The 23,350-nt window shown below is 52.0% G+C and carries 20 protein-coding genes and 1 tRNA gene; 17 read left to right on the top strand and 4 right to left on the bottom strand.

Annotation, left to right across the window (positions count from 1 at the left end; translation table 11 throughout):
- Nucleotides 1-6: 6 nt before the first annotated feature.
- From F0320_RS15380 to F0320_RS15330, 11 genes are all read left to right on the top strand, one after another.
- Nucleotides 7-867, top strand: a complete 861-nt coding sequence (locus F0320_RS15380) for a DUF4123 domain-containing protein (protein WP_126329862.1) — start codon at nt 7-9, stop codon at nt 865-867.
- 1 nt (nt 868) lies between these two features.
- Complete coding sequence (locus tag F0320_RS15375) at nt 869-3,454, top strand: T6SS effector BTH_I2691 family protein (protein WP_126329860.1); 2,586 nt, start codon at nt 869-871, stop codon at nt 3,452-3,454.
- A gap of 1 nt (nt 3,455) precedes the next feature.
- On the top strand, nt 3,456-4,433 hold the full coding sequence (locus F0320_RS15370; protein WP_126329858.1) for a DUF6708 domain-containing protein: 978 nt from the start codon (nt 3,456-3,458) through the stop codon (nt 4,431-4,433).
- 2 nt (nt 4,434-4,435) lie between these two features.
- Nucleotides 4,436-4,702: a PAAR domain-containing protein gene (locus tag F0320_RS15365; protein WP_126329856.1), complete on the top strand. Its 267-nt coding sequence runs from the start codon at nt 4,436-4,438 to the stop codon at nt 4,700-4,702.
- Nucleotides 4,702-5,913: a hypothetical protein gene (locus F0320_RS15360; protein WP_126329854.1), complete on the top strand. Its 1,212-nt coding sequence runs from the start codon at nt 4,702-4,704 to the stop codon at nt 5,911-5,913. Before F0320_RS15365 ends, F0320_RS15360 begins: the two co-directional genes overlap by 1 nt.
- A gap of 436 nt (nt 5,914-6,349) precedes the next feature.
- Complete coding sequence (locus F0320_RS15355; RefSeq protein WP_316326014.1) at nt 6,350-9,064, top strand: ImcF-related family protein; 2,715 nt, start codon at nt 6,350-6,352, stop codon at nt 9,062-9,064.
- Nucleotides 9,028-10,113 (top strand): type VI secretion system baseplate subunit TssG, encoded by a 1,086-nt coding sequence (tssG, locus tag F0320_RS15350; protein WP_126329848.1) that lies wholly within the window; start codon nt 9,028-9,030, stop codon nt 10,111-10,113. Before F0320_RS15355 ends, tssG begins: the two co-directional genes overlap by 37 nt.
- On the top strand, nt 10,091-10,636 hold the full coding sequence (gene tssJ / locus F0320_RS15345) for a type VI secretion system lipoprotein TssJ (RefSeq protein WP_047652597.1): 546 nt from the start codon (nt 10,091-10,093) through the stop codon (nt 10,634-10,636). The genes tssG and tssJ overlap by 23 nt, the downstream gene beginning before the upstream one ends.
- Nucleotides 10,636-11,091: a type VI secretion system baseplate subunit TssE gene (tssE, locus tag F0320_RS15340; RefSeq protein ID WP_126329846.1), complete on the top strand. Its 456-nt coding sequence runs from the start codon at nt 10,636-10,638 to the stop codon at nt 11,089-11,091. Before tssJ ends, tssE begins: the two co-directional genes overlap by 1 nt.
- Nucleotides 11,092-11,104: 13 nt before the next feature.
- A complete protein-coding gene (locus F0320_RS15335) occupies nt 11,105-11,575 on the top strand; it encodes a hypothetical protein (RefSeq protein ID WP_126329844.1) in 471 nt (156 codons plus the stop codon).
- A gap of 103 nt (nt 11,576-11,678) precedes the next feature.
- Nucleotides 11,679-13,010, top strand: a complete 1,332-nt coding sequence (locus F0320_RS15330; protein WP_126329842.1) for a VasL domain-containing protein — start codon at nt 11,679-11,681, stop codon at nt 13,008-13,010.
- A 49-nt stretch (nt 13,011-13,059) separates the two neighbouring features.
- On the opposite strand, the gene F0320_RS15325 is transcribed toward F0320_RS15330, so the two are convergent.
- Together F0320_RS15325 and F0320_RS15320 are read right to left on the bottom strand one after the other, a co-directional pair.
- Nucleotides 13,060-13,131: transfer RNA gene (locus tag F0320_RS15325), tRNA-Arg, on the bottom strand.
- 75 nt (nt 13,132-13,206) lie between these two features.
- Nucleotides 13,207-14,136 (bottom strand): formate/nitrite transporter family protein, encoded by a 930-nt coding sequence (locus tag F0320_RS15320; RefSeq protein ID WP_126329840.1) that lies wholly within the window; start codon nt 14,134-14,136, stop codon nt 13,207-13,209.
- Between the two features lie 314 nt (nt 14,137-14,450).
- Here F0320_RS15320 and mlaA point away from each other — a divergent pair, with 314 nt between their 5' ends.
- Complete coding sequence (gene mlaA / locus F0320_RS15315; protein ID WP_023336447.1) at nt 14,451-15,203, top strand: phospholipid-binding lipoprotein MlaA; 753 nt, start codon at nt 14,451-14,453, stop codon at nt 15,201-15,203.
- Between the two features lie 44 nt (nt 15,204-15,247).
- Here mlaA and fadL read toward each other — a convergent pair whose 3' ends face one another.
- Entirely contained in the window at nt 15,248-16,570 is a 1,323-nt protein-coding gene (gene fadL / locus F0320_RS15310) for a long-chain fatty acid transporter FadL (RefSeq protein WP_023312584.1), read from the bottom strand.
- A 372-nt stretch (nt 16,571-16,942) separates the two neighbouring features.
- Here fadL and F0320_RS15305 point away from each other — a divergent pair, with 372 nt between their 5' ends.
- The 4 genes from F0320_RS15305 (at nt 16,943) to sixA (ending at nt 21,617) form a co-directional block, all read left to right on the top strand.
- Nucleotides 16,943-17,227, top strand: coding sequence for a YfcZ/YiiS family protein (locus F0320_RS15305; RefSeq protein ID WP_023336445.1), 285 nt, complete (start codon nt 16,943-16,945; stop codon nt 17,225-17,227).
- Between the two features lie 237 nt (nt 17,228-17,464).
- Nucleotides 17,465-18,775, top strand: coding sequence for an acetyl-CoA C-acyltransferase FadI (gene fadI, locus F0320_RS15300; protein WP_126329838.1), 1,311 nt, complete (start codon nt 17,465-17,467; stop codon nt 18,773-18,775).
- Nucleotides 18,775-20,922, top strand: coding sequence for a fatty acid oxidation complex subunit alpha FadJ (gene fadJ / locus F0320_RS15295; RefSeq protein WP_149323830.1), 2,148 nt, complete (start codon nt 18,775-18,777; stop codon nt 20,920-20,922). Before fadI ends, fadJ begins: the two co-directional genes overlap by 1 nt.
- Nucleotides 20,923-21,131: 209 nt before the next feature.
- Nucleotides 21,132-21,617 (top strand): phosphohistidine phosphatase SixA, encoded by a 486-nt coding sequence (sixA, locus tag F0320_RS15290; RefSeq protein WP_032659231.1) that lies wholly within the window; start codon nt 21,132-21,134, stop codon nt 21,615-21,617.
- A 46-nt stretch (nt 21,618-21,663) separates the two neighbouring features.
- Here sixA and smrB read toward each other — a convergent pair whose 3' ends face one another.
- Nucleotides 21,664-22,215, bottom strand: a complete 552-nt coding sequence (smrB, locus tag F0320_RS15285; RefSeq protein ID WP_008502613.1) for an endonuclease SmrB — start codon at nt 22,213-22,215, stop codon at nt 21,664-21,666.
- A 145-nt stretch (nt 22,216-22,360) separates the two neighbouring features.
- Between smrB and prmB the strand changes: the two genes are divergently transcribed.
- On the top strand, nt 22,361-23,293 hold the full coding sequence (prmB, locus tag F0320_RS15280; protein WP_008502612.1) for a 50S ribosomal protein L3 N(5)-glutamine methyltransferase: 933 nt from the start codon (nt 22,361-22,363) through the stop codon (nt 23,291-23,293).
- Nucleotides 23,294-23,350: the final 57 nt, after the last annotated feature.

Genomic DNA, 23,350 nt, shown 5'->3' with positions numbered 1-23,350 from the left:
CGACTGATGATTAATTACCTGGAGCAGCCTTTGCAACTGGCGGACCATCAATATGCAGTTATTGACCGCATGCGGGTGCCAGAACTGCCTGAAAGCTGGCCGCATATTGAACTGGTTTCGCCGATGCTGGCACCACAGGCCCATCTTTACCCGTGGCTAATATCGTTGCATGAGCTTCCACCTGGCGAGTGGAGAACATTTATGGCAGACCTTTCACGGTGTGCAGACCCAACTTCACCGCCGACGTGCGTCCTTTTATTGTCCAGTCAGCGCCCGATTAAGATCGTACACAATCTGCTGGTTAATGCCCTGTTTTTTAAGGATGCACACCAAAAGGGATATATCCTGCGTTATTACGATCCGCGAGTGTTGTTTCATCTGCACTGGATGCTGAACCCATGGCAGTTGTTTAACCATCTACCCGCCCAGGAAATACCGTACTGGACATTCTGGCTGGAGGGAGAGTGGCACACACTGGCGTTCCCGGCTCGAGTTTCTTGCCAGCCCGGAGACCAAACAGAAATTCCGCTAGCGCAATTACAGCGTAGTGGACAGATAAACCTTACTCTGGAAAAACTGCCACGCAATGTCAATATGGCACAGCGCCAGGAAAGCAGTCGAAAAATAGATGCATTGCTTGTGCAGGCAATGACATGTGGACTGCCCACTCAGGAAGATCGTATTGCATTTGCGCTGCATGGATTAGTGCAGCCAGAAGGTTTCTGGATGGCTCCGAAGATGGCGGCATTTCTGGCACAGTCCCGACAGGCTCCTGACTATTATCGTGATGTAACCAGTAACTGGGATGAACATCTCTGGCAGGAGATGACCCAAATGCAGCCTTATAATAATGCATGGAACAATTAATATGAGCACACAAAAAGGCTGTAAATTCTGTACCCGCTATGGGTTGCCACTTTTACCCGTTCGCCCGGCGGTTGTGGCAAGGGATGATGCATTACCTCTTTTGCCAGGTAGCGTCGCCGTACCTGCAGTAGCAAAGGGCGAAACTGCATGGACGGGACGCTTGCTGCGTGAGGGCTATTTATACATCTGGTCTGAGTCAGGTAACCGCTGGATAAATTATTTTGTCACTCGCGAAGGATATTATTACCCGCTGCCTGAAAATGGAGATGTGCCTCCTGATATTGCAAATGGCAAGGCTAAGCCATGCATTACTCAGCCAGAAGAACTGGCGAGTGCATCACTGATAACGCTGCCGGTAAAGCCCTTGGGCATGAAAAACGGCGTGTTCTGGTTCTGCTGGTCCGAAGTGGAATGGACGCCAGCGGTCCGCACAAAGCATGAGGACGCGTCTTATCGTATCCAGTATATGCAACGTTTTGACATGGATGCCTGGATTAATAACGGCAAGGCAGACCAGACTATTGCAATATCAGCGTTGACAAAAATAGTGGCGGAATACAGCAAATCAGGAGAAAGTTGCAGTGCCAGACTATGGTCCCGCGCCCCCTGGAAATCGGCCACGACATTTGAAGCCCTTTTAATCAAAAAATCAGCGGACAAGCTTTACCCAAATAAGGGGGCAATGATTGTGCTGCAGGATCCACCTGCAGTCTTGCAGGATCTCTCCGCCGTTATAGACTATGAATTGCAAAAAAATGTCTACAAAAAAGCCGAATATCAACGGGAGCTTGCTTTGGCTTCTGCAATTACTGGTTTGAAAGAATCAATGAATCGTCAGTTTGAACGTGACGCTATTGAGAAGAATGAGAGCCGGGAACGCAATGCGCTTTATGGCCCCTTTGGCTATAGCGTGAACGGTGATGTTCCGGATAATATGTATACCTCGATTGGCGATCGTAAAGTGAAGTCTGAAGCAGCAAGGAAGTGGGCGAAATATGAACAATATTACGAACCATCACAAGTGGCTGACTTTCAGAAGAAATTTAATCAAGTTTTACAGCAGTATAACGACAGTGTCGTAAGTCCACGCACCGAAATGTATCTTGAGTGGATAAAGGGCAGTGTGTTGCTGGGATATTTTAAGCATAATTTTGATACCCAGGAGTTGAAAAGCGGTATTGAATATGTCCAGACGCTGAATTATTGCATTGCCGGGATGCAGGACAAAGTGGGGATCATCCGGCATTTTAATGATTTGTTATCAGGGACACCCACAGATGTAACAAATATACTGGCTCGTGCTTTAATATTGAATCAGGATGTTCTGGCTGAAAAGTTAGCTAAAGCTACTGAAGGCTTTTCGGACTGGTTTGCCATTCCCTGGAATGGGATCGCCGATGCCTTTAAAGATGGTATCGAAAAAATGCGTGACAATGCCGCCGGTGTGGCGGGGATATTCATCGGATTGCTCTCAGGTATCTTAACAAAACAGATCGCACAGGCATTAGAATCAAACAAAGTATACAGCAGTTTAGTTGCAATGGGGGCAATAACAAATAAAGCCTTGGTTCCTTTAGAAAAAACAGGGAAATATAAACACTTTGTTTCTGAAGTGGTCACGCAACTGGCTAAGGAAAGCGGACTGGACAGCAGAGCAAATAAAGACAGCTTACGACATTATGTCAGACGGGAGTTAAGACGACTCAGAATCGACGGGTTGCCAATGGAAGTTGAGGAAACAAAAAAATTTCTGGTCATGGTTGATATTGACAAAGTACACGAGATGGCATCGCTGCCACCTAAAGAGCGTGCTATTGCATTGAGCAAATTACTTCGAACCTCGGCAGATGTTGAAGCTCAGCAATTTAGCCGCTGGCAGGGGGCTGTCCAGCGTGGAGTCACAAAAGCCGGACAGGCTATGCCATTTACATTGGGGATATGTTCCGGGATTCTTCAGGTTGCAGCACTTTTTATTTCTGCTGATATTCACAATAAAAAAACGCTCACTGCCGATCAGGGAGAAGCGCATTCCCGATTTTGGGCGGGCGTGTTAGGTCTTGGAAGCACGACATTAGGCATTATTGAGACCGGTATTAAACAATTTCGGTTATTTGCCAATGCTGCGTCGAGGCTCCGGGTTTTCAGCTCTGAAACCTTTCTCAGATGGGTTGGTTATGTGGGGAAAGCATTTGGTGTGGTGGCTGGGGTGATTGCTGTGGTATATGACTTCTATCATGGCATTAACGAATTTAATAAAGGACATACCGGGTTGGCTGTAGCTTACGGTCTTTCTGCAGCGGCTGGTGTTTGGGTGACTGTTGCTGTACTTTGGACGATACCTGTTATAGGAACGTTTATTGCGGTTGCGATTTTAATAGGTACAGCAATTTATCTGGCGTTTCATAATCGCGATAGTATTCAGAAATGGCTTGTGCAGTGCTTATGGCGAAGAATACCTGTTGACACAGATAAAACGAGTGAAAAACAAGAGGAATATAAGCAGATAGAAGCTGCCGAACTGCCTGTATGGCCAACCATGAAAATGGAAATGGATGAGCTTAAATTAGCTCTCGGAGTGGAGGGGTAAAATGGATTATTACGGTCTTTTTCCTAAGTTTAAATTAAATCGGTATCTTAGTGATGAAGAGAGAACGCATCAGCTAAAACAACACCGGACAACTGAACTGGATGGACAATCTTTAGTTACTGATATGAAAGTCATAACATTAAATTCCCACTATCTGGAGTTAGTTGACAAATATTACTCAGCGAAGGGTTTCGGTGGATTAATCGCTGCAATTGGTTTTTTTGGATTTTCGCTATTTTATCTAGTTGTGCTTATTGGAACCATTCCTTATCTCAGGTGGAAGTTTTCGGGAAGTGAAAAAGAACTTTTGATTTTTACGTTAATGTTAGTTCCGGCAATTCTGTTTTCATTCAAGCTTCTAAAAACAGAATGGTTTGCCTGGACACATTACCCCATTCGCTTTGACAGAAAAAACAGACTGGTGCACGTATTCCGGTTAAATGGTTCAGCCTACAGCGTTCCCTGGGAAAGCATTTTTTTCACCACAGGACTGAGCCACAGAAAAGATGCGAACAAAGACTACTACATCAGCGGTCATGTGCTGGCCGATGATAATGAAACCGTGATTGACACCTTCTGTCTGCCGGCCACGCATTCGGACAGAAAGCAGCTTGAAAGGCACTGGGAGTTTGTCCGACGTTACATGGAAGAAGGGCCTGAGTCCGTCATTGGGGTTGTTGATTTTTGCCTGCCCATCGCAAAAAAACGCGAGGGCTATCGCTTTGGTCTGCTCTATCTTTTATCCGGCTTTAACGGCGCACCGTTATTTCTGTTTCCGCTCCTGTTTGTGCTGGCCTTTATTTTCAGCGTTCCGCGCTACCTGGCAATGGTGACAAGCAGGGTGCCCGTCTGGCCTGAGAGTATTGAGTCACTGTGCCGGGTTGATAAAGATGACCCTTATCGGGTCGATGCTTCTGGTAATCCTGAACATCCATGGCGAGATCTTTTCAGAAAATCATCAGTAAAACACAGGGAATAAAGATGAAAGGTATCATTCGTATCGGTGATAAAACCACCGGGGGCGGCCAGGTTATGGGCGGCTCAAAAACAATGAAATTTGCTGGTATTGGTGTGGCGCGTAAAGACGATCCGGTCAGTTGTCCAATATTAGGACATAGCCCTTCTTTTATCGCTGAAGGGCATCCAACTATGAAGGATAATGGCGTACCAGTTGCATTTCACGGATACAAATGTACCTGTGGATGCATACTGATCACATCTTTAAGTAATGCAACCACGAGTAAATAATGCCCGTTGATCTTACCTGTATTCCACCACGTGCAAAACGACAATCTGCCCCTTCCTTTAAGCGCTGGGTGATGTTCCTGATGGTGCTTATTGTGGCCGGAGCGGGGATCACAGCCCTTTTCTGGCCTATGAACTCGCCCACTCATACGCCTACTTTCTGGTTTTGTTTTCTTGGAATCCCCTTGGCTGCCGGTGGGGTTGCATTTTCGTTTCGCTGGCTGTTTTATCTTGCAGGAGAATGGCTGGCAGATGGCTGGGATGCGGCCAGGGAGTGGGATCTTGCTCAGGATATTCGGTCCGGCCAGCGTAGTCTCGGTATGTTAGGTTACGTAGTTCATTTGCCGCATGTCATTTCGTCTGAATCCATTTCTCAACAGATGCAAATACCTGAAGGTATCATATTGCCTACCAAGGTGGATGAGAATAGCGAGTTGCTTATCCACCACGCCAGTTTTAGCGATATGGGATTACCTGTGCTGGTAAGAGTGAAGGAACGGATAAATTTGTTGTTAAGGGAGACTGCGCTACAAAACGCATTTCAACACATGCCCCAAAAGTCCCCCCTTGCTGTGTTATTTCAGTTCAGCCCGGATATATCTTTATCACCCGAAGAACTTTGTGCAATACAGCTATTGGTTCAAAACAGCATTGGTTACCCTTTCTGTATTACTTTTATCAGCGGAGAAGGATTACAGGCGATTGATGCGTGGCTTGATAGACCAGATGCGATGCAGACCCTGCTTGTTATTACTCTGAACCTTACTGAAAAAATCATAGATGGTACTGGGGAAGCGGCGGCAGCAATATTGATGAGTTCACCTGAAAGACCTGAGGTAAACCGGAACGTTGTGGCTCAGGTCCATCGACCTGAACAGATGAAGACTATCCAGGATATGAGTAGCGCACTTATGCAGGCGTTACACTGGGGAGAGTCTGCTCCAGAAGAGATAAAACAGATCTGGTTGACGGGCACGGGTGTCAGCAATAAAGCAACCGCCTTGCTCTCAACCTCTGGTGTTCGATTTCCTGTTGCCGGAGAACCTTGTGATATTGATTTAAAAACGGGGCTGACGAGGAATGTTTCGCCCTGGCTTGCGATAGCTGTTGCTGCCGACCTGGCTGAACAGTCTAAATCACCACAACTTGTTGTGTACGTTCCGGACGAAAGTATATTTCCCTGGTTTATGACTGTTTGCCCTGTAACGAAATAATTCCCCAGCATTATCCATTGTCTGTGAACCGATAAGTTTACTTTCGGTTCCAGTTTTCCCACGACTGATAAAACTGCCATCATCTTTTTGATCGGAGTGCACTGAAGTGACGCGTCTTTTGGCAATATTTAAAAATACAACGTTCCAGCTATGGCTGATTCTTTTGTTTCTTTTTGTAGTGGGAACGACGGTTTTCTGGTTACTTGAATTCTCTCCCGAAACGCTGGGAGTGATGGATGGTTCTGTACAGCAAGGATATTGGCTTTTCACCTGTGCGCTGCTGACTGGCGGTTTGGTGTTATTTATTATTTTATTTTTTATTGTCACTCGCCTGTTCGGTGAGAGGAACTATAAAGCTGTTAAAACTGTTGCAACCGGAAAAGAATCAACGGCTCAGGCGGAAAAGAAAAAGGATAATAAATACTGGAATGAATATTTGAATCTCAGAACATCCCTCCGCCGTAGATACACCTTCTTCTGGTACCACAAAATCCGTCTGCTGCTGATTACTGGCGATGAAGCCGCGATTGAACAGCTTGTTCCGGGCCTGAAACAGCAGCAGTGGCTTGAAGGCAATCGTACCGTACTGATTTATGGCGGCAGTCTGGCTTCTGAGCCCGATCGCGAAAAATACACTGCGCTGCGTAAACTGCGCCTCGGGCGCCCGCTGGACGGTATTGTACGCGTATTGCCGCAGTCGCTCACTCTGACCCCACGAATCAGCGATAATGATTTACGCGGGCTGGAAAAAATCAGCGAACTGCTGCGTTATTCCGCGCCGGTATGGTTATGGCAACTACGTGACAGCAAATGGTCGCAGGCAAAGCGCATTGAACAGCCGGTCGGGGCCAATTTCCCGCTGGGTGCCAAAGCTGACGACATTACCCGCCAGCTTGAGCTGCTGCTGCCCAAACTGCGGGCGCAGGGCGTGAACCAGATGCTCGAGAATAACAACCACGATTTCCTGCTGCGTCTGGGCCAGCATCTCAAAGACGGCGGGATTGCCCGCTGGGCTCAGCAACTGCTGCCATGGCTCTCCGACGCTCAGCAACGCGTTCCGCTGCGCGGCCTGATGTTCAGCCTGACGGAGAATAAAACCGCCGATACCACAAAGATAGTAGCCAGTGCGGCATCTGCCGACGCGGAGAAATATGTTCTGGAGTCACAACGTCATGCCCTTGCTCTACCGGTGACATGGCAGAGTATCGTTGACGACTGCACTCGTGTTAGTGGCCGTCGTATCGGTATGGCATGGGAACGGACGCTCGCCTGGACGCTGTCGGCCATCATCGGTCTCTGGGGGGCGGGGTTGTTGGCCTCGTTTGTGTTGAACTATGGACAAATTACCTCTGTAGCAGGAAAAGCCCGCAGTCTGGTTGAACATCCTTCGGTATCCGATTATCAACTGACGGCACTGCATGAACTGCGAAACGACGCCGGCCGCCTGCTGCACAATATTCAGGAGGGCACGCCCTGGTATCAGCGCTTCGGTCTTGACCATAATCAGCAGTTGCTCAGCGCAATGCTGCCCTGGTACGGCGTAGCAAACAACCGCCTGATTCGTGACCCGGCAAATGCTGCCCTGACGCAGAAACTCAGCACATTGGCAAACTCTGCACCCAACAGCGACCAGCGTGCACAGCTGGCGAGGCCGGGTTATGACCAGCTTAAAGCCTGGCTGATGATGTCCCGCCCGGATAAAGTCGACGGCGCGTTTTATGCACAAGCTATGAAAACCGTGCAGCCGACACGAATGGGTATTTCTACCGGTCTGTGGCAAAGCCTGTCGCCGGATTTATGGTCCTTCTATATCTCTGAACTGCCCAAGCAGCCACAGTGGAAAATCACGCCGGATGAACAGCTGGTCAGCCAGAGCCGCCAGGTGCTGTTACAGCAGATTGGCCGCCGCAATGCTGAAAGCACGCTGTACGAGAATATGCTCAAATCCGTGCGTCGTAACTTTGCCGATGTGTCTCTGGAAGACATGACCAGCGGAACCGATGCGCGGCGGCTGTTCACCACCGATGAAGTAGTGCCGGGCATGTTCACTCGCCAGGCCTGGGAAGGTGGCATTCAGCAGGCTATCGAAAAGGCCGCAAATTCACGCCGGGATGAAATCGACTGGGTGCTGAGCGATTCCCGTAAAGCCGTATCGGCGGACCTCTCCCCGGAAGCGCTCAAAGCTCGCCTGACAGAGCGTTACTTCACTGACTTTGCCGGCAGCTGGCTGAACTTCCTTAACAGTCTGCGCTGGAATTCTGCGAACAATATTGCCGATGTGACCGACCAGTTGACGCTAATGAGTGATATCCGCCAGTCGCCACTGATTGCCCTGATGAACACCATCGCCTGGCAGGGGCAGACCGGTCAGCAAAGCGAAGGCCTTTCGGACTCCATTATCAAATCGGCTAAAGATCTGGTTGGTGGAAAAGACAAACCCGCAATTGACCAGTCTGCGATAGGTCCACAGGGACCACTGGATGAAACTTTCGGTCCGCTGCTTCAGCTTCTCGGCAAAAACACGGGCAGCAACGTCATGTCGACTGACAACTCACTGAGCCTGCAGACGTACCTGACCCGTATCACCCGCGTGCGTCTTCGCTTGCAGCAGGTGGCCAGCGCTTCTGACCCGCAGGAGATGATGCAAACCCTGGCGCAGACCGTATTTCAGGGAAAAAGTGTGGATCTGACCGACACCCAGCAATATGGCAGTCTGATTTCGGCAAGCCTTGGTGAAGAGTGGAGTGGTTTTGGTAGCTCGATGTTTGTACAGCCGCTGACCCAGGCCTGGGAGACCGTGCTTCAGCCGTCGGCGGCGAGCCTGAATGACAAATGGAGCCGCTCCGTGGTGGCGAACTGGCGCACCGCCTTTGACGGACGCTTCCCGTTCGCTGCGAGCAAGAGTGACGCCTCTTTGCCGATGCTGGCAGAGTTCATCCGTAAAGACAGTGGGCGCATAGATCGATTCCTGACCACAGAACTCAATGGAGTGCTTCACAAAGAAGGCATCTGTCTGTTCGGCGAGATGCTAAGCTGCTTCTTCGCGCTCTACACCGACATCTATCTGTTTAACCGCCTGATAATTATCCTGCAACCAACCGGAGAGCGCCTGGAATGGGAAGAGAAGCACAACCGCCGCATTCCCGGCTGACACCGCGGCTGGAGGCCGACCTTCACCGCATTAACTTCTATCGATTATGTCAGCTGCTGGAGAAAAACAATCCTGGCAGGCCGCTGATGGGATCGACCAGCCACCCCGCAGATGACCCGGTACGCTTTGCACCGCACCCTGGAATGGGGTTCCCGGCCAGTGAACTGAAGGCTGTCGAGTATGACGAGGATGATGACAGCAGGCCACCGCTTATCCGCACGACCTTTATGGGGATGTACGGTGTTGACTCACCGCTGCCAACCGCCTATCTGGATGACATTTCCCAGCGCCGGGAAGGACATGAGGCGCTGCAGGGGTTTCTGGATATTTTCAGTCATCGCATCCTGACGCAGTTTTACCGCGTCTGGCGTAAATACTCTTATCCCGCCACGTTTGAGCCCGGCGGAACCGACAGCATTTCACAGTCGTTATTGGGTCTGGTGGGGCTTGGAATACCGGGCACGGCAAATCACATTGCCACGCCAGTGTCGCGCTTTCTGGCCCTGCTGGGAGTTCTGCAACAACCGGGCAAAACTCAGGAAGGGATGCAGGCACTGGTGAGCCTGCTGGCCCCCGAGACGAAGGTACAGGTGAGTCCGTATTGTCTCCGGCCTGTAGAGATCGACAGGCCGCTGGGTTTTTACGGTGACGAAGATTTTCTGCTTGATGGCAATACGCCGCTGGGTGACGAGGCGATGGATGCCGGCAGCCAGCTGCTGATTGCTCTTGCGACGGACAACGAACAGGAGGCGCAAGGCTGGAAACCGGATGGCCAGTTGTACATGGATTTCCTGGTGATGCTGCGGGTGTATCTGGGCTGGCGGTTTAAGGCCAGAATAACCCTGACGACGTCTGTTCGACTGCTGGCCGTACCTCCGCTGGGTGAGAACCCTTTCTGGCTGGGAATGAACGGCGTGCTGGGAGCAGAAGATGATAGCCATCCTGATGACATTCCTGAAACCTTTACGACAGAACTGGGCTATTACAGCGGGCTGGAGCCCGCGAAACCACAACAAGGAAACCGACGTGTCACGTACAAGTTTAACTAAAACCGTGCGCTGGATGATGCCTCTCATGGCGCTTATTCTGACCGGTTGCGGGGTGACGCAGAGCGTTACCGACGGTACCAAATCGGCGTTTAATTCTGTGTTCTATAAACAAATTAAAATCCTGCATCTGGATTTCACCGCGCGTGAAGCACTGAACACCGACTCTCGCGAAAATAACTCGCTGTCTGAGCCTGTCGTGGTCAGAGTTTACCAGCTCAAAGACCGCAAAACCTTTGATAAGACGGTTTATCAGCAATTGCTTCAGGATGATGCCAGTATTCTGAAAGACGACATGCTGGGTAGTCGTAATATCGTGGTGAAGCCGGGTGGTGATGCAAGCCTTGATATGCCGATGGAAGAAGAGGCGCAGTTTGTCGCGGTAGTGGGGCTGTTCCGCCATCCGGACATGACCAACGACACCTGGAAGCTGGTTATCAAGCGCAGCGATCTGGATCCCGATAAACCGCGCATTCTGGAAGCCGGTGAGAACCATCTGACGCTGCAACCGCTTAAGGACAATTGATGCCTCAGGGACATAACACGCCTTCGCTGTATGAAATGCTAACCGGGAATTTTAGCGGTGGCCTCGACCTTAAACAGGTCAGTGAAGAAAACCAGGTCATCCTTTCGGTTCTGGATAACATGCAGCGCGTTCTCAACTGTCGCGCCGGCACGCTGGCGCATCTGCCTGACTACGGGCTGCCCGATATGACCAAAATCCTGCAGGGCATGCCCGGAACGGCTCATGAACTAATGGGTACATTGTCTGCCGTCCTGCTCAAATATGAACCGCGCCTGAAAAAGATAGACGTTGTTCTGCTGGAGCAGAACATTCCCGGCGAGCTGCGCTATGCCATTGATGCTGAACTTAAAGGGATTGGCCTGGTACGCTACGGGACTGAGTTTATGCCCGAAGGTCGGGTCCTGTTGCGGCATCTCAGGCAACAACAGTATCTCGACACAACTCTCCGTATATAAGGCAGATAACACCATGTCAGTAAAATCACAGTTCCTGAAGAAGCTGCAGGCCAGACAGCCTGCACCCGTTCCCGCAGCTAATAAAAGCCAGGCTGATATTGCAGAGTTTCGCCAGCGAATGGCTGAGCTTCAGGATGAGATGGACGCGTGGCTGACAGATACGGGACTTAATACGGAGCCACGGACGGTATGCGTTCCGGACCTGCTGGTGGAGGGCGGGGCTTTTGATATTTCCGGTATCGTCCTGCGTTATGGTAACCGGGCGGTTAAGTTTATGCCGATATTTCTTTATGGACAGGGAGTCGCAGGTTGTATCGAGGTGACTTTGTGTTTCGGGGATAAGGTGATTTCTCAGGGACGGCTGTTCATGCGGGTGGGGAGCGTAAATGACTGGATCTTTACTCCCCCTGATACATCACCTCAGTCAGGACAACTATTTGATGAAGGTGTTTTTTTCGGTCTGATTTTAGCGCTGCTGCCATAGCAATAACATTCATTTCTTTATTAGTCATTGCGTTTCTACACGCAAAACTGTCTTACACATCAACTGACGATATTAACCGACACGGATATGCAGGCCCTGCAGAATGACCAAACATATAACGTTAAAAACCGGCGGCGACCCGCGTACGCTGCCAGATTATGCCGCTCTCCGCGATGAACTCAGCAAGCTGACGCATCCTGCTCGCCCTGATGTGAACTGGCAATATGTTCAAAGACTCTGTCTCTCAATGTTTGAACAGAACGGTGTGGAGTTGCAGACAGCAGCATGGTACACCTTTGCCCGTACTCACCTGTCTGGATTAGCTGGCCTGAATGAAGGGCTTGCGATTCTGGAGGCCCTGATTAGCCGCCAGTGGCACACCTTATGGCCGAAGACACAACACGCTCGTATGGAAATCCTTAGCGGCCTTAGCCAGCGCCTGCAGCAGCGCATGCGTATGCTTCCATTCAACAGCAGTCATCTTAGTGAGCTTTATCGTGCAGAAGCGTTACTTACCAGCCTGAGCGCGGTGCTCCAGCGCCTGGAACTCAAACACCTTAGCCAGCTCGACACGTTACGAACGTTGATACGTTCAAATGCTGAACGGCTGGAAAGCAGTAATGACGCATCAGATTTGAATGTGAACATGAAGCACGATAGCGAATCGCCTCTGGATAAAGCCGAACCGATCGAAGAGGTGAGATGGGTATATGTTGTGCATCAGGAAAATCAGCCGAATGGAGAGGATCGCACGACAGCCCCCGTGCCAGTCAGACAGTGGAAGCCCTTTTTTGCCGGGATGTGTTCTACGCTGGTGGTTTGTATCGCTGTGGCTTGGGGATGGATTTCTTTGTCCAGACCCGACCCCCTGGCGACTCAGGCTTTTGCCTCTCTGGCTCCGTTACCTGAAGTGCTCACGCCCGTGCAGCAAAACGCGTTAACACTGCGAGGCACTTTATCGTCCACCTTTATCACAGACACGCAGCAGCAGCTTGCCCGCCTGGATAAACTGCCTCCTGACTGGAATATTTCCTACAGCCTTCAGCTGTTAGAACAGCTCCAGACATTGCGGCCGGAGGAGGCGAAATCGCTCACAATGCAGTGGCAGCAAAAATTTAACGCGGCTGCGTTGCCTGTCGACGCCATGAATAGCTGGTATCAGGGAATGATGACGCTTCAGCAACTGAGTCACCGGCTGAGTAGTCTGGACGAGCAAAAAGGAAAATACATCACGGTAAGTGAGCTTAAATCGGTGGTTTTTTCGACTATACAGTCCTTTAACCAAACGATACCGGCTGAAGAACAGCTCAGGCGTCTGTCACAGCATCCAGCAGGACATGCGCTTCCTGAAGCTGAAAAGACTCAACTGGAGTTACGTCTTAAACAGCTGGCAACGCGTTACGCTCAAATAAAACAGGATTCTTCTGCTCAGTGAATTCTGGCGTTGGACAGACGAATGTGCTGAAAAAAGCGCGAGGGTAAAGTGTCCCCTGCAGGAATCGAACCTGCAACTAGCCCTTAGGAGGGGCTCGTTATATCCATTTAACTAAGGGGACGAGGCGGCACGAGTATAGCCTTATTTACACTTTGCGTTAAGCGCATCGCCGCCTGACTGCTCAAAGAGTCACCATTCAGGTCGATTTTTTTGTCGATTTATCATCATTTTCCCGTGCCTTAAGCTCAGCTTTGCGTTTGTTCGACATGTCGTTACGAATTTGGGCATGGCTTAACAGCGCGAAGATAAACGTTCCGCCGCAAATGTTTCCCGCCAGCGTCGGAAGGGCAAACGGCCAGAAAAAATCGCTCCAGTGAAGCGTACCGTTAAAGACCAGATAGAGGATTTCAACAGTACCGACCACTATATGCGTGGTGTCCGCCAGCGCAATCAGCCAGGTCATCAATATGATCACCACAATTTTTGCGCTTCCCGCTGAAGGAAACATCCAGACCATCGTGGCGATAATCCAGCCAGAGATGATGGCGTTTGAGAACATCTCAACCGGCGTGTTTTTCATTACGTCCATGCCGATTTTCACAAACGCATCCCGGGTGGGTTCATCAAAGATCGGCATATATTCAAACGCCCATGCCGCGATGCCCGTGCCGATAATATTACCCAGCAGGACCACGCTCCAGAGCCGCATCAATAAACCGAAATTACCGAGTGTGGGGTTTTGCATCACCGGCAGAACGGCGGTCACCGTGTTTTCGGTAAACAGCTGCTGGCGGGCCATGATGACAATAATAAAGCCGAAGGTATAGCCGAGATTTTCCAGTAAAAATCCACCGGGTACGCCTTCCAGCTGCACATGAAATATCCCTTTCGCAAGCAGAGATGCCCCCATTGAGAGCCCGGCCGCGATGGCTGACCAGAAGAGGGCCATCGCGTCGCGCTCCATCTCTTTTTCACCATCCTGGCGTATATGCTCGTGGATGGCCATTGCGCGGGAGGGGAGGCGATCTTCATCAATTTCTATCTTCTCGCCGCGCGCTTTCTCCTCGCTTTCAATTTCAAGATCCTCAGTGTTCTCGCCAATTTTTTCTTCGCCTACATCTTTCATATCTGCTCCCGGAGGTTGTCTTTCTGTTAAGCGTAGCGGCTTTTATCGGGATGCCTGTGGGGATGCTCTTAAATTGTCAGCAATGACAACAAAGGTGATACATCTCTTTCAAAGACATTATAAAATTGCCAGCGAAACGAATTCCAAAAGCCAGGCTATGCTGAGATCAGAGTCACGGTGGTTACTGCCCGTAATTGTGCTCATAGACATCGGTAAACGTGCTGTTACAATCGCTTGCACGTTTACAGACGGAGCATTAACGGCTCCGTTACGGATGGCAATCAACGATAGCCATACTGAACAGGGAGATATTTATGAAACTTCGGCTGTCGGCGCTTGCGCTTGGCGCGACGATGCTTGTGGGCTGCGCCAGCTCCGGTGAGCAAACGGGACGCTCCGATCCTCTCGAAGGATTTAACCGCTCAATGTATAGCTTCAATTACAACGTACTGGACCCGTATGTGGTTCGTCCGGTAGCAGTAGCATGGCGCGATTATGTTCCACAACCTGCGCGTAACGGGTTAAGTAACTTTACCAGCAACCTCGAAGAGCCTGCGGTAATGGTGAACTACTTCCTGCAGGGCGACCCGTATCAGGGGATGGTCCACTTTACCCGCTTCTTCCTGAACTCCATTTTGGGTATGGGCGGCTTTATTGATGTAGCAGGTATGGCTAACCCGAAACTGCAGCGTGAACAGCCGCACCGTTTCGGTAGTACGCTGGGGCATTATGGTGTCGGTTACGGTCCTTACGTTCATCTGCCGTTCTATGGCAGCTTCACCGTGCGTGATGATGGCGGCGATATGGTCGATACGCTGTATCCGGTTCTGTCGTGGCTGACCTGGCCGCTGTCGGTGGGTAAATGGACGGTGGAAGGGATTGAAACCCGCGCGCAACTGCTCGACTCTGATGGTCTGCTGCGCCAGTCTTCTGACCCGTATATTATGGTGCGTGAAGCGTACTTCCAGAATCATGACTTTATTGCCAACGGCGGCAAGCTGAAGCCGGAAGAGAATCCAAACGCGAAGGCGATCGAAAACGAACTAAAAGATATCGATTCGGAGTAAATAAAAAAGGTGAGCAATGCTCACCTTTTTTGATTCTAATCCAATTAGAACGCGTAGTTGAAGTTCATGCCGTACAGCCAGGCTTTACCTTCGGAAGAGAACTCATACGGACCTTCCTTGAAGTTAACTTTTTGACCGTGCATATAAGAGATGCCTGCATCAATAGATGCATCTTTATTGAATGCATAGGTCGCACCTGCGCTCAGCCAGAAGCGGTCCTGATCCGGAATTGAGATAGAGCGTTTGTCTGCTGGTACCGGACTATCATCGAAGGCAATACCGGTACGGAATGTCCAGTTGTCATCCATATAGTAGGTGGTCCCCAGTGCGATGCGGTAAGCATCACGGAAGCTCTCATCTTTGTAGAAGAGCGTGTCGCCGTTGCTATTGGTCGCCTTCAGCTCCTGGAACTGGCTCCAACTGGTGTAGGTCAGGCTATAGTGAACTGCCCACTGTGGCGCCACTTTGTTATAACCTGACAATTCCCACATTTCTGGTAAGTGCAGGCTCAGAGAGCCGCCAGTGGTTTGGCCATTGGTGCCCATCGGCAGACCGAAGTTGCCGAGGATCTGGTTATAGGCAGAAGGGAGGCTGCTTTTGTAATCTCCATCAAAGTCGATTTTTACTTCGGAACGGTAGGTTAAGCCGTAACGGTTGTTTTTATCGAGTTCATAAAGGATACCGGCGTTCCAGCCAAAGCCCCACTCATCGCCCTTCAGATAAGCGATCTGAGTATCCGCTGGGATACCAGCCACACGCTGTGCCAGGGCTGGTGGTAGTGCGCCTGAGCCAGCGACGACTTTGCCCAGGTCGCCCGCGTAACGTTCGATCTTCGCTTTAGCATACACAGCGTCAAAGCCAACGCCGAAACTCCAGTGATTATCCAGACGGTAAGCACCGCTCAGGTTCAGGTTCAGGGTTTCCAGGTCGGTTTTACCGCCAAACGCCCCAGCTGCATAGTCGTTATTGAACTCGGTTGCTAAACCGTAGTTAGAGGTCACGGATGCGCCCCAGCCGAACTGGTCATTAATCGGCGCCACGAAGTGCATGTTTGGAACCCATGCCGTTGGGGCAATGTTATCCGATTTCAGATCGGCACCTGTCGGAGAACGGCCCGAGATATCAACACCTGGATCGACAAAAATTGCACCGGCAGAGAAGGTCGGACGATCGAACATCATGATCAACGCAGGGTTACGACTCGCGTTACCCGCATCATCAGCAATAGCGCCTTCCCCGGAATACGCACGGCCAAGGCCAGAGGAAGAAAATTCGTTTAACTGAAAGCCCGCTGACCAGGCGGAAGTGGAGACGAGTGCCACTGCGACTGCCAGCGCAGTCTTGTTGAACAGGGTTTTCTGGCTCATGACCATAACCTCATTGAGTTATTTTTATTCAATAATTGTTACATACCGTAACAGGAGCGCGAAGTGTAGGGTCTGAGGTATGACAGACAAATCAGACCAGTGGCCAGAGTATAGGTCTGACCAGCCGGAATGTTGCAAGTTTGTTTATTAATATTTTCAAACATGTTTCGTGAAACGAGATCTGGTTGGCAAAATTGTGACCATCAATACTCACCCAAAAGGGTGGTTTTTGTTTTAGATCATTTTTTAGTGTGATATTGGTCACTTATCCGCTTTTACGCCATTAACGGCTGGAGAGCGCCCGCTCCGGGGCGTAAAATAGCAGCATCGTGTTTATCTCGCGCGCTGCGCGAATACAGAGGAAATTGAGCTATGAGTAAATGCAGTGCTGATGAAACCCCGGTTTGCTGCTGTATGGATGTTGGGACCATCATGGACAACACCGATTGCACCGCCTCTTACAGCCGTGTATTCACCAACCGTGCCGAAGCGGAAGAGACCCTGGCCGCGCTGAGCAAGCGTGCGCGTGACGTTGAATCCGATCCGTGTGAAATCAAGTCTACCTTTACCGAAGTGGAAGGTGGAGTGAAGCTGGACATCGACTTTGTCTTCGCCTGTGAAGCAGAAACGCTGATTTTCCAGCTGGGCCTGCGTTAATCTCTGTGGCCTGATGCCCTCAACCCCAGCCCTCTCCCACGGGAGAGGGTGCAAATACTAAAAACGGTAACCTATGGGTTACCGTTTTGCTTTTTCCTTGGGGCATTTTCTTTTTCTTCTCTGTGTTTTAGCTCGCACTTTTTCGTTTCCCCGATTGGCTGAATGTAAAAAAATGGTTAAGACTATTATCAGGTCAGACCACTTTATGTTTGCGAAAATTTTTTACAGGGGAGTGTTATGAGTCAGGCATTACCGCTTATTACCCGTCAGGGCGATCGCATTGCCATAGTCAGTGGGTTGCGCACGCCGTTTGCGCGTCAGGCAACGGCGTTTCATGGCATACCGGCCGTCGACCTGGGAAAAATGGTAGTGGGGGAGATGCTGGCTCGCAGCGAAATTCCGCCTGACGTCATCGAACAGCTGGTATTTGGTCAGGTTGTGCAGATGCCTGAAGCCCCCAATATTGCGCGTGAAATCGTCCTCGGTACCGGGATGAACGTGCATACTGATGCCTACAGCGTCAGCCGCGCCTGCGCAACCAGCTTCCAGGCCGTAGCTAACGTCGCTGAAAGCCTGATGGCGGGCACGATTCGCGCCGGGATTGCGGGTGGGGCGGACTCCTCTTCGGTGCTGCCGATTGGGGCCAGTAAAAAGCTGGCGCGCATCCTGGTGGATGCCAATAAAGCCCGTACGACGAGTCAGAAACTCAAACTCTTCTCGCGTTTACGTCTGCGCGACCTCATGCCTGTACCACCTGCCGTCGCGGAATACTCCACCGGCCTGCGCATGGGCGATACCGCCGAGCAGATGGCAAAAACGTACGGCATTACGCGTGAACAGCAGGATGCCCTGGCGCATCGCTCGCATCAGCTTGCGGCAAAAGCCTGGTCGGAAGGCAAGCTGGCCGACGAGGTCATGACCGCCTATATCCCCCCCTACCGTGAACCGCTTGCGGAAGATAACAATATTCGCGGCACCTCAACGCTGGCGGATTACGCCAAACTGCGCCCGGCGTTTGACCGCAAACACGGCACGGTGACGGCGGCGAACAGCACGCCGCTGACGGATGGCGCCGCCGCCGTGATCCTGATGACCGAATCCCGCGCGAAGGAGCTGGGCATCACTCCCCTGGGCTATCTACGCAGCTATGCCTTCACCGCTATTGATGTCTGGCAGGACATGCTGTTAGGTCCGGCGTGGTCCACGCCGCTGGCGCTGGAGCGCGCGGGGCTGACGCTGGCTGATTTAACCCTGATTGATATGCACGAAGCGTTTGCCGCGCAAACCCTGGCAAACGTCCAGCTGCTGGCAAGCGAGCGTTTCGCGCGCGATGTGCTGGGCCGCGCCCATGCCACGGGCGAAGTGGATCAGAGTAAATTCAACGTGCTGGGCGGCTCTATCGCCTACGGTCATCCGTTTGCCGCCACAGGGGCGAGGATGATCACGCAAACATTACATGAACTCCGTCGCCGTGGCGGCGGGTTTGGCCTCGTTACCGCCTGTGCGGCGGGTGGCCTTGGCGCAGCAATGGTTCTGGAGGCTGAATAATGGATATGCCATCTGCATTTAATCTGACGGTTCGCCTCGATAACGTGGCCGTTATCACTATTGATGTGCCTGATGAAAAGATGAATACCCTGAAGGCCGAATTTGGTGTTCAGGTGCGCGCGATGCTAAAGCAGATCCGCGACAATAAAGCGATTCGCGGTCTGGTATTTATCTCTGCCAAGCCGGATAACTTTATCGCCGGCGCGGATATCAACATGATCGCCCGGGCGCAAAGCGCCCTGGAAGCCGAAGAGCTGGCGCGTCAGGGGCAGCAGGTGATGGCGGAGATCAACGGTCTGCCGATCCCGGTCATTGCCGCGATCCACGGTGCCTGTCTGGGCGGTGGGCTTGAGCTGGCGCTGGCCTGTCACAGCCGGATTTGCACCGACGATGCGAAAACGATTCTGGGCCTGCCGGAAGTGCAGCTGGGACTTCTGCCTGGCTCCGGCGGAACGCAACGGCTGCCGCGCCTGGTGGGTGTCAGCACGGCGCTGGAGATGATCTTAACCGGTAAACAGCTGCGTGCCCGTCAGGCGCTGAAAGCCGGTCTGGTCGATGATGTCGTGCCGCAGTCCATTTTGCTGGAGGCCGCCGTTGAGCTTGCGTTGAAAGGGCGTCAGGCAAAACGTCCTCTGCCGGTTCGCGAGCGCGTGCTTGCCGGCCCGTTGGGAAGAACCCTCCTGTTCAACATGGTGGGCAAAAAGACCGAACAAAAAACCAAAGGCAATTACCCGGCGGCAAAGCGGATCCTGGACGTGATCGAAACCGGGCTGTCGCAGGGCAGCAGCAGCGGTTATGCCGCGGAGGCCAAAGCCTTTGGCGAACTGGCGATGACGCCGCAGTCGCAGGCGCTGCGCAGCATCTTCTTCGCCAGCACGGACGTGAAAAAAGATCCGGGCAGCGAGGCTGAGCCTGCGCCGCTGCGTGCCGTTGGCGTACTGGGTGGGGGACTCATGGGCGGCGGTATCGCTTTTGTTACCGCCAGCAAAGGCAAATTGCCTGTACGAATCAAAGACATTAATCCTAAGGGGATCAACCACGCGCTGCAGTACAGCTGGCTGAACCTTGATCTAAAGGTCAAGCGCCGCCATATCAAGGCAAGCGAGCGTGATAAAACCCTGGCGATGATCTCCGGTACGACGGATTACAGCGGTTTTGCGCACCGCGATCTGGTGATTGAAGCCGTGTTTGAAGATCTGGCGCTTAAACAACAGATGGTGGCAGACGTTGAGCAACATTGCGCCCCGCACACCATTTTTGCCTCTAACACGTCGTCATTACCGATTGGCGATATCGCGGCGAAAGCCGTGCGTCCGGAGCAGGTGATCGGACTGCACTTCTTTAGCCCGGTAGAAAAAATGCCGCTGGTGGAGGTTATTCCGCACGCGACGACCAATCCGCAAACTGTTGCCACCGTGGTGAAGCTGGCGAAAAAACAGGGCAAAACCCCGATTGTGGTAGCGGACAAAGCTGGCTTCTACGTCAACCGCATTCTGGCGCCCTACATTAATGAAGCCATGCGGTTGCTGTCGGAAGGGGAGAAGATTGAGCACGTCGACGAGGCGCTGGTAAAGTTTGGTTTCCCCGTTGGCCCAATCCAACTTTTGGATGAGGTGGGAATAGACACCGGCACTAAAATTATACCAGTGCTGGAAGCTGCATATGGCGATCGTTTTAGCCCCCCTGCAAACATTGTTTCTGCGATTTTGAAGGACGATCGCAAAGGCAGAAAAAATGAACGCGGTTTCTATCTTTACGGCGCGAAAGGGCGTAAAAGCAGGAAACAGGTCGACCCTTCGGTATATGGACTCATTTCGACCACAGGTCAGGGAAAACTGTCCGCCGTTCAGTGCGCTGAGCGCTGCGTGATGATGATGCTCAATGAAGCGGCGCGCTGCTTTGATGAGCAGGTGATCAAGAGTGCACGCGATGGCGACATCGGCGCGGTATTTGGTATTGGTTTCCCGCCGTTCCTTGGCGGCCCGTTCCGTTACATGGATACGCTCGGCGCGGGTGAAGTGGTTGCAATCCTGCAACGTCTGGCTTCGCAATATGGTCCCCGGTTTACGCCGTGTGACGAATTATTGCAGATGGCGGAACGCGGCCAGACATTTTGGCCTGCAAGGGAAACTGTCCTCGTAAGCTGAGGTCAAAGAAGGGTAAATCCTGAGGTGAATGGACCTGTTCTGGCGATTTTGTAAACAGAGATTGACTATACTTACGCCATTGAGGTAAAAAACAGCGTTTAATTCACCGAATGGATCAGGCACAATGCCCGGCCATCGGGTTTTCTACCTCATAGCATTTATCGCGGGTAGTTAACGCCGGTGATTCTGGTTAACAAAAGCGGTGCAATATGCAAGTTTTTATCATGCGTCACGGCGACGCGGCACTCGATGCCGCCAGTGACTCAGTACGTCCTTTGACCGTCTGTGGCTGCGACGAATCTCGTCTGATGGCGACCTGGCTTAACGGTCAAAAAGTGGACATCGAACGCGTTCTGGTGAGTCCGTTCCTGCGTGCAGAACAGACGCTGGATGTGGTAGGGGAGTGTATGAACCTGCCGACCAGCGTGGATGTTCTCCCTGAACTCACCCCGTGTGGCGATGTAGGTCTTGTCAGCGCTTATCTTCAGGCGCTGTGCAATGAAGGTGTCGCTTCCGCGCTGGTCATTTCCCACCTGCCACTGGTTGGCTATCTGGTATCTGAGCTGTGCCCGGGCGAGACCCCGCCGATGTTCACGACATCCGCCATTGCCAACGTTTCTCTCGACGAAACGGGCAAAGGTGTCTTCAACTGGCAAATGAGTCCGTGCAACCTGAAGATGGCAAAAGCCATCTGACGTGACGTGCGATATGGCGGGGCGCAATGTGCTTCCCGCCATTCTGTCAGGGCAACTCTGGCGGCTGCCACTCTTCCACTTCAATCAACACCAGCAACGCGGCATCTCCGCCGTACTCTTTCGGTGCCTGATGAAAAGCCATTACGTGCGGGTGCTGAGCCAGCCACAGCGGCGTCTGTTGCTTGAGGATATGTTTACCGTGGCCATGCATCACGCAGGCGCAAAAAACATGTTCACGGCGACAGGCAGCGATCAACGCCCCCAGCTCCTGTTTCGCCTGCATCTGCGTTAAACCGTGCAGATCGAGAAACAGCTCCGGCGAATAATCCCCGCGGCGTAATTTTTTCAGCTCAAAATGGCTGACGTCTTCGCGTACGTACTTAACAGCCCCTTGCGTATTAAGCAACGGCTGAAATTCATCTGAAAAATAGTGGCTGTTATCCGCCTGCTCCTGCAGCAGACGTTTGACCGGTACTTCGCTAATTTTTTTACGCTGCGGGCGATGGACGATGGTGTCCTGCGCGATTTTCCGCGTCCCGGTCATCAGCTGGCGGAAGAGCGCCTGATCCTCCTCACTGAGCGATGTTTTCTTTTTCATTCGTCATTCTCATCTCGTATTTCCGATAGTGTACCCGACTAAACGCATTTTTTAACCTCAAGCGCGACGCGTCATTGCTGATTTATCGCCGTCTTCATGGCAAACTAGCCGCCGAAAATTATGCGAGCATGCCCTGGAGGAAAGAGTGGATAAAATATTTGTCGATGAAGCAGTAAACGAGCTGCATACCATACAGGACATGTTGCGCTGGTCGGTTAGCCGCTTCAGCGCCGCCAATATCTGGTACGGTCACGGTACCGACAACCCGTGGGATGAGGCCGTGCAACTGGTGCTGCCGTCTCTCTACCTGCCGCTGGATATTCCGGAAGACATGCGCACCGCGCGCCTGACCTCCAGCGAAAAACACCGCATCGTTGAGCGCGTGATCCGCCGCGTGAACGAGCGCATTCCGGTCGCCTATCTGACCAACAAAGCCTGGTTCTGCGGCCACGAGTTCTATGTCGATGAACGCGTGCTGGTGCCGCGCTCGCCGATTGGTGAGTTGATTAACAACCACTTTGAAGGCCTGATCGGCCATCAGCCGCAGCACATTCTGGATATGTGTACCGGCAGCGGCTGTATCGCCATCGCCTGCGCGTACGCCTTCCCGGAAGCGGAAGTGGACGCCGTCGATATCTCCACCGACGCGCTGGCCGTGACCGAGCACAACATTGAAGAGCACGGCCTGATCCATCACGTTACGCCAATTCGCTCTGACCTGTTCCGCGATCTGCCGACGCTGCAGTACGATCTGATCGTCACCAATCCGCCGTACGTCGATGCGGAAGACATGTCCGATCTGCCGAACGAATACCGTCACGAGCCGGAGCTCGGTCTGGCGTCAGGCTCTGACGGCCTGAAGCTGACCCGCCGCATTCTGGCCTGCGCGCCGGATTACCTGACCGACGACGGCGTTCTGATTTGTGAAGTGGGCAACAGCATGGTACATCTGATAGAGCAGTACCCGGATGTGCCGTTCACCTGGCTTGAGTTCGACAACGGCGGTGACGGCGTCTTTATGCTGACCAAAGCGCAGCTGCTCGACGCGCGCGAACACTTCAGCATCTATAAAGATTAATCCAGCGGGCTTCGGCCCGTTTCACAACGCTCAAACACAAACAACAACATCGGAGCC

This window comes from Enterobacter dykesii (genome assembly GCF_008364625.2).
Classification (GTDB): Bacteria; Pseudomonadota; Gammaproteobacteria; order Enterobacterales; family Enterobacteriaceae; genus Enterobacter; species Enterobacter dykesii.
Note: the sequence above shows the minus strand (reverse complement) of the source record. Positions and strands in the feature narration are given on the sequence as shown.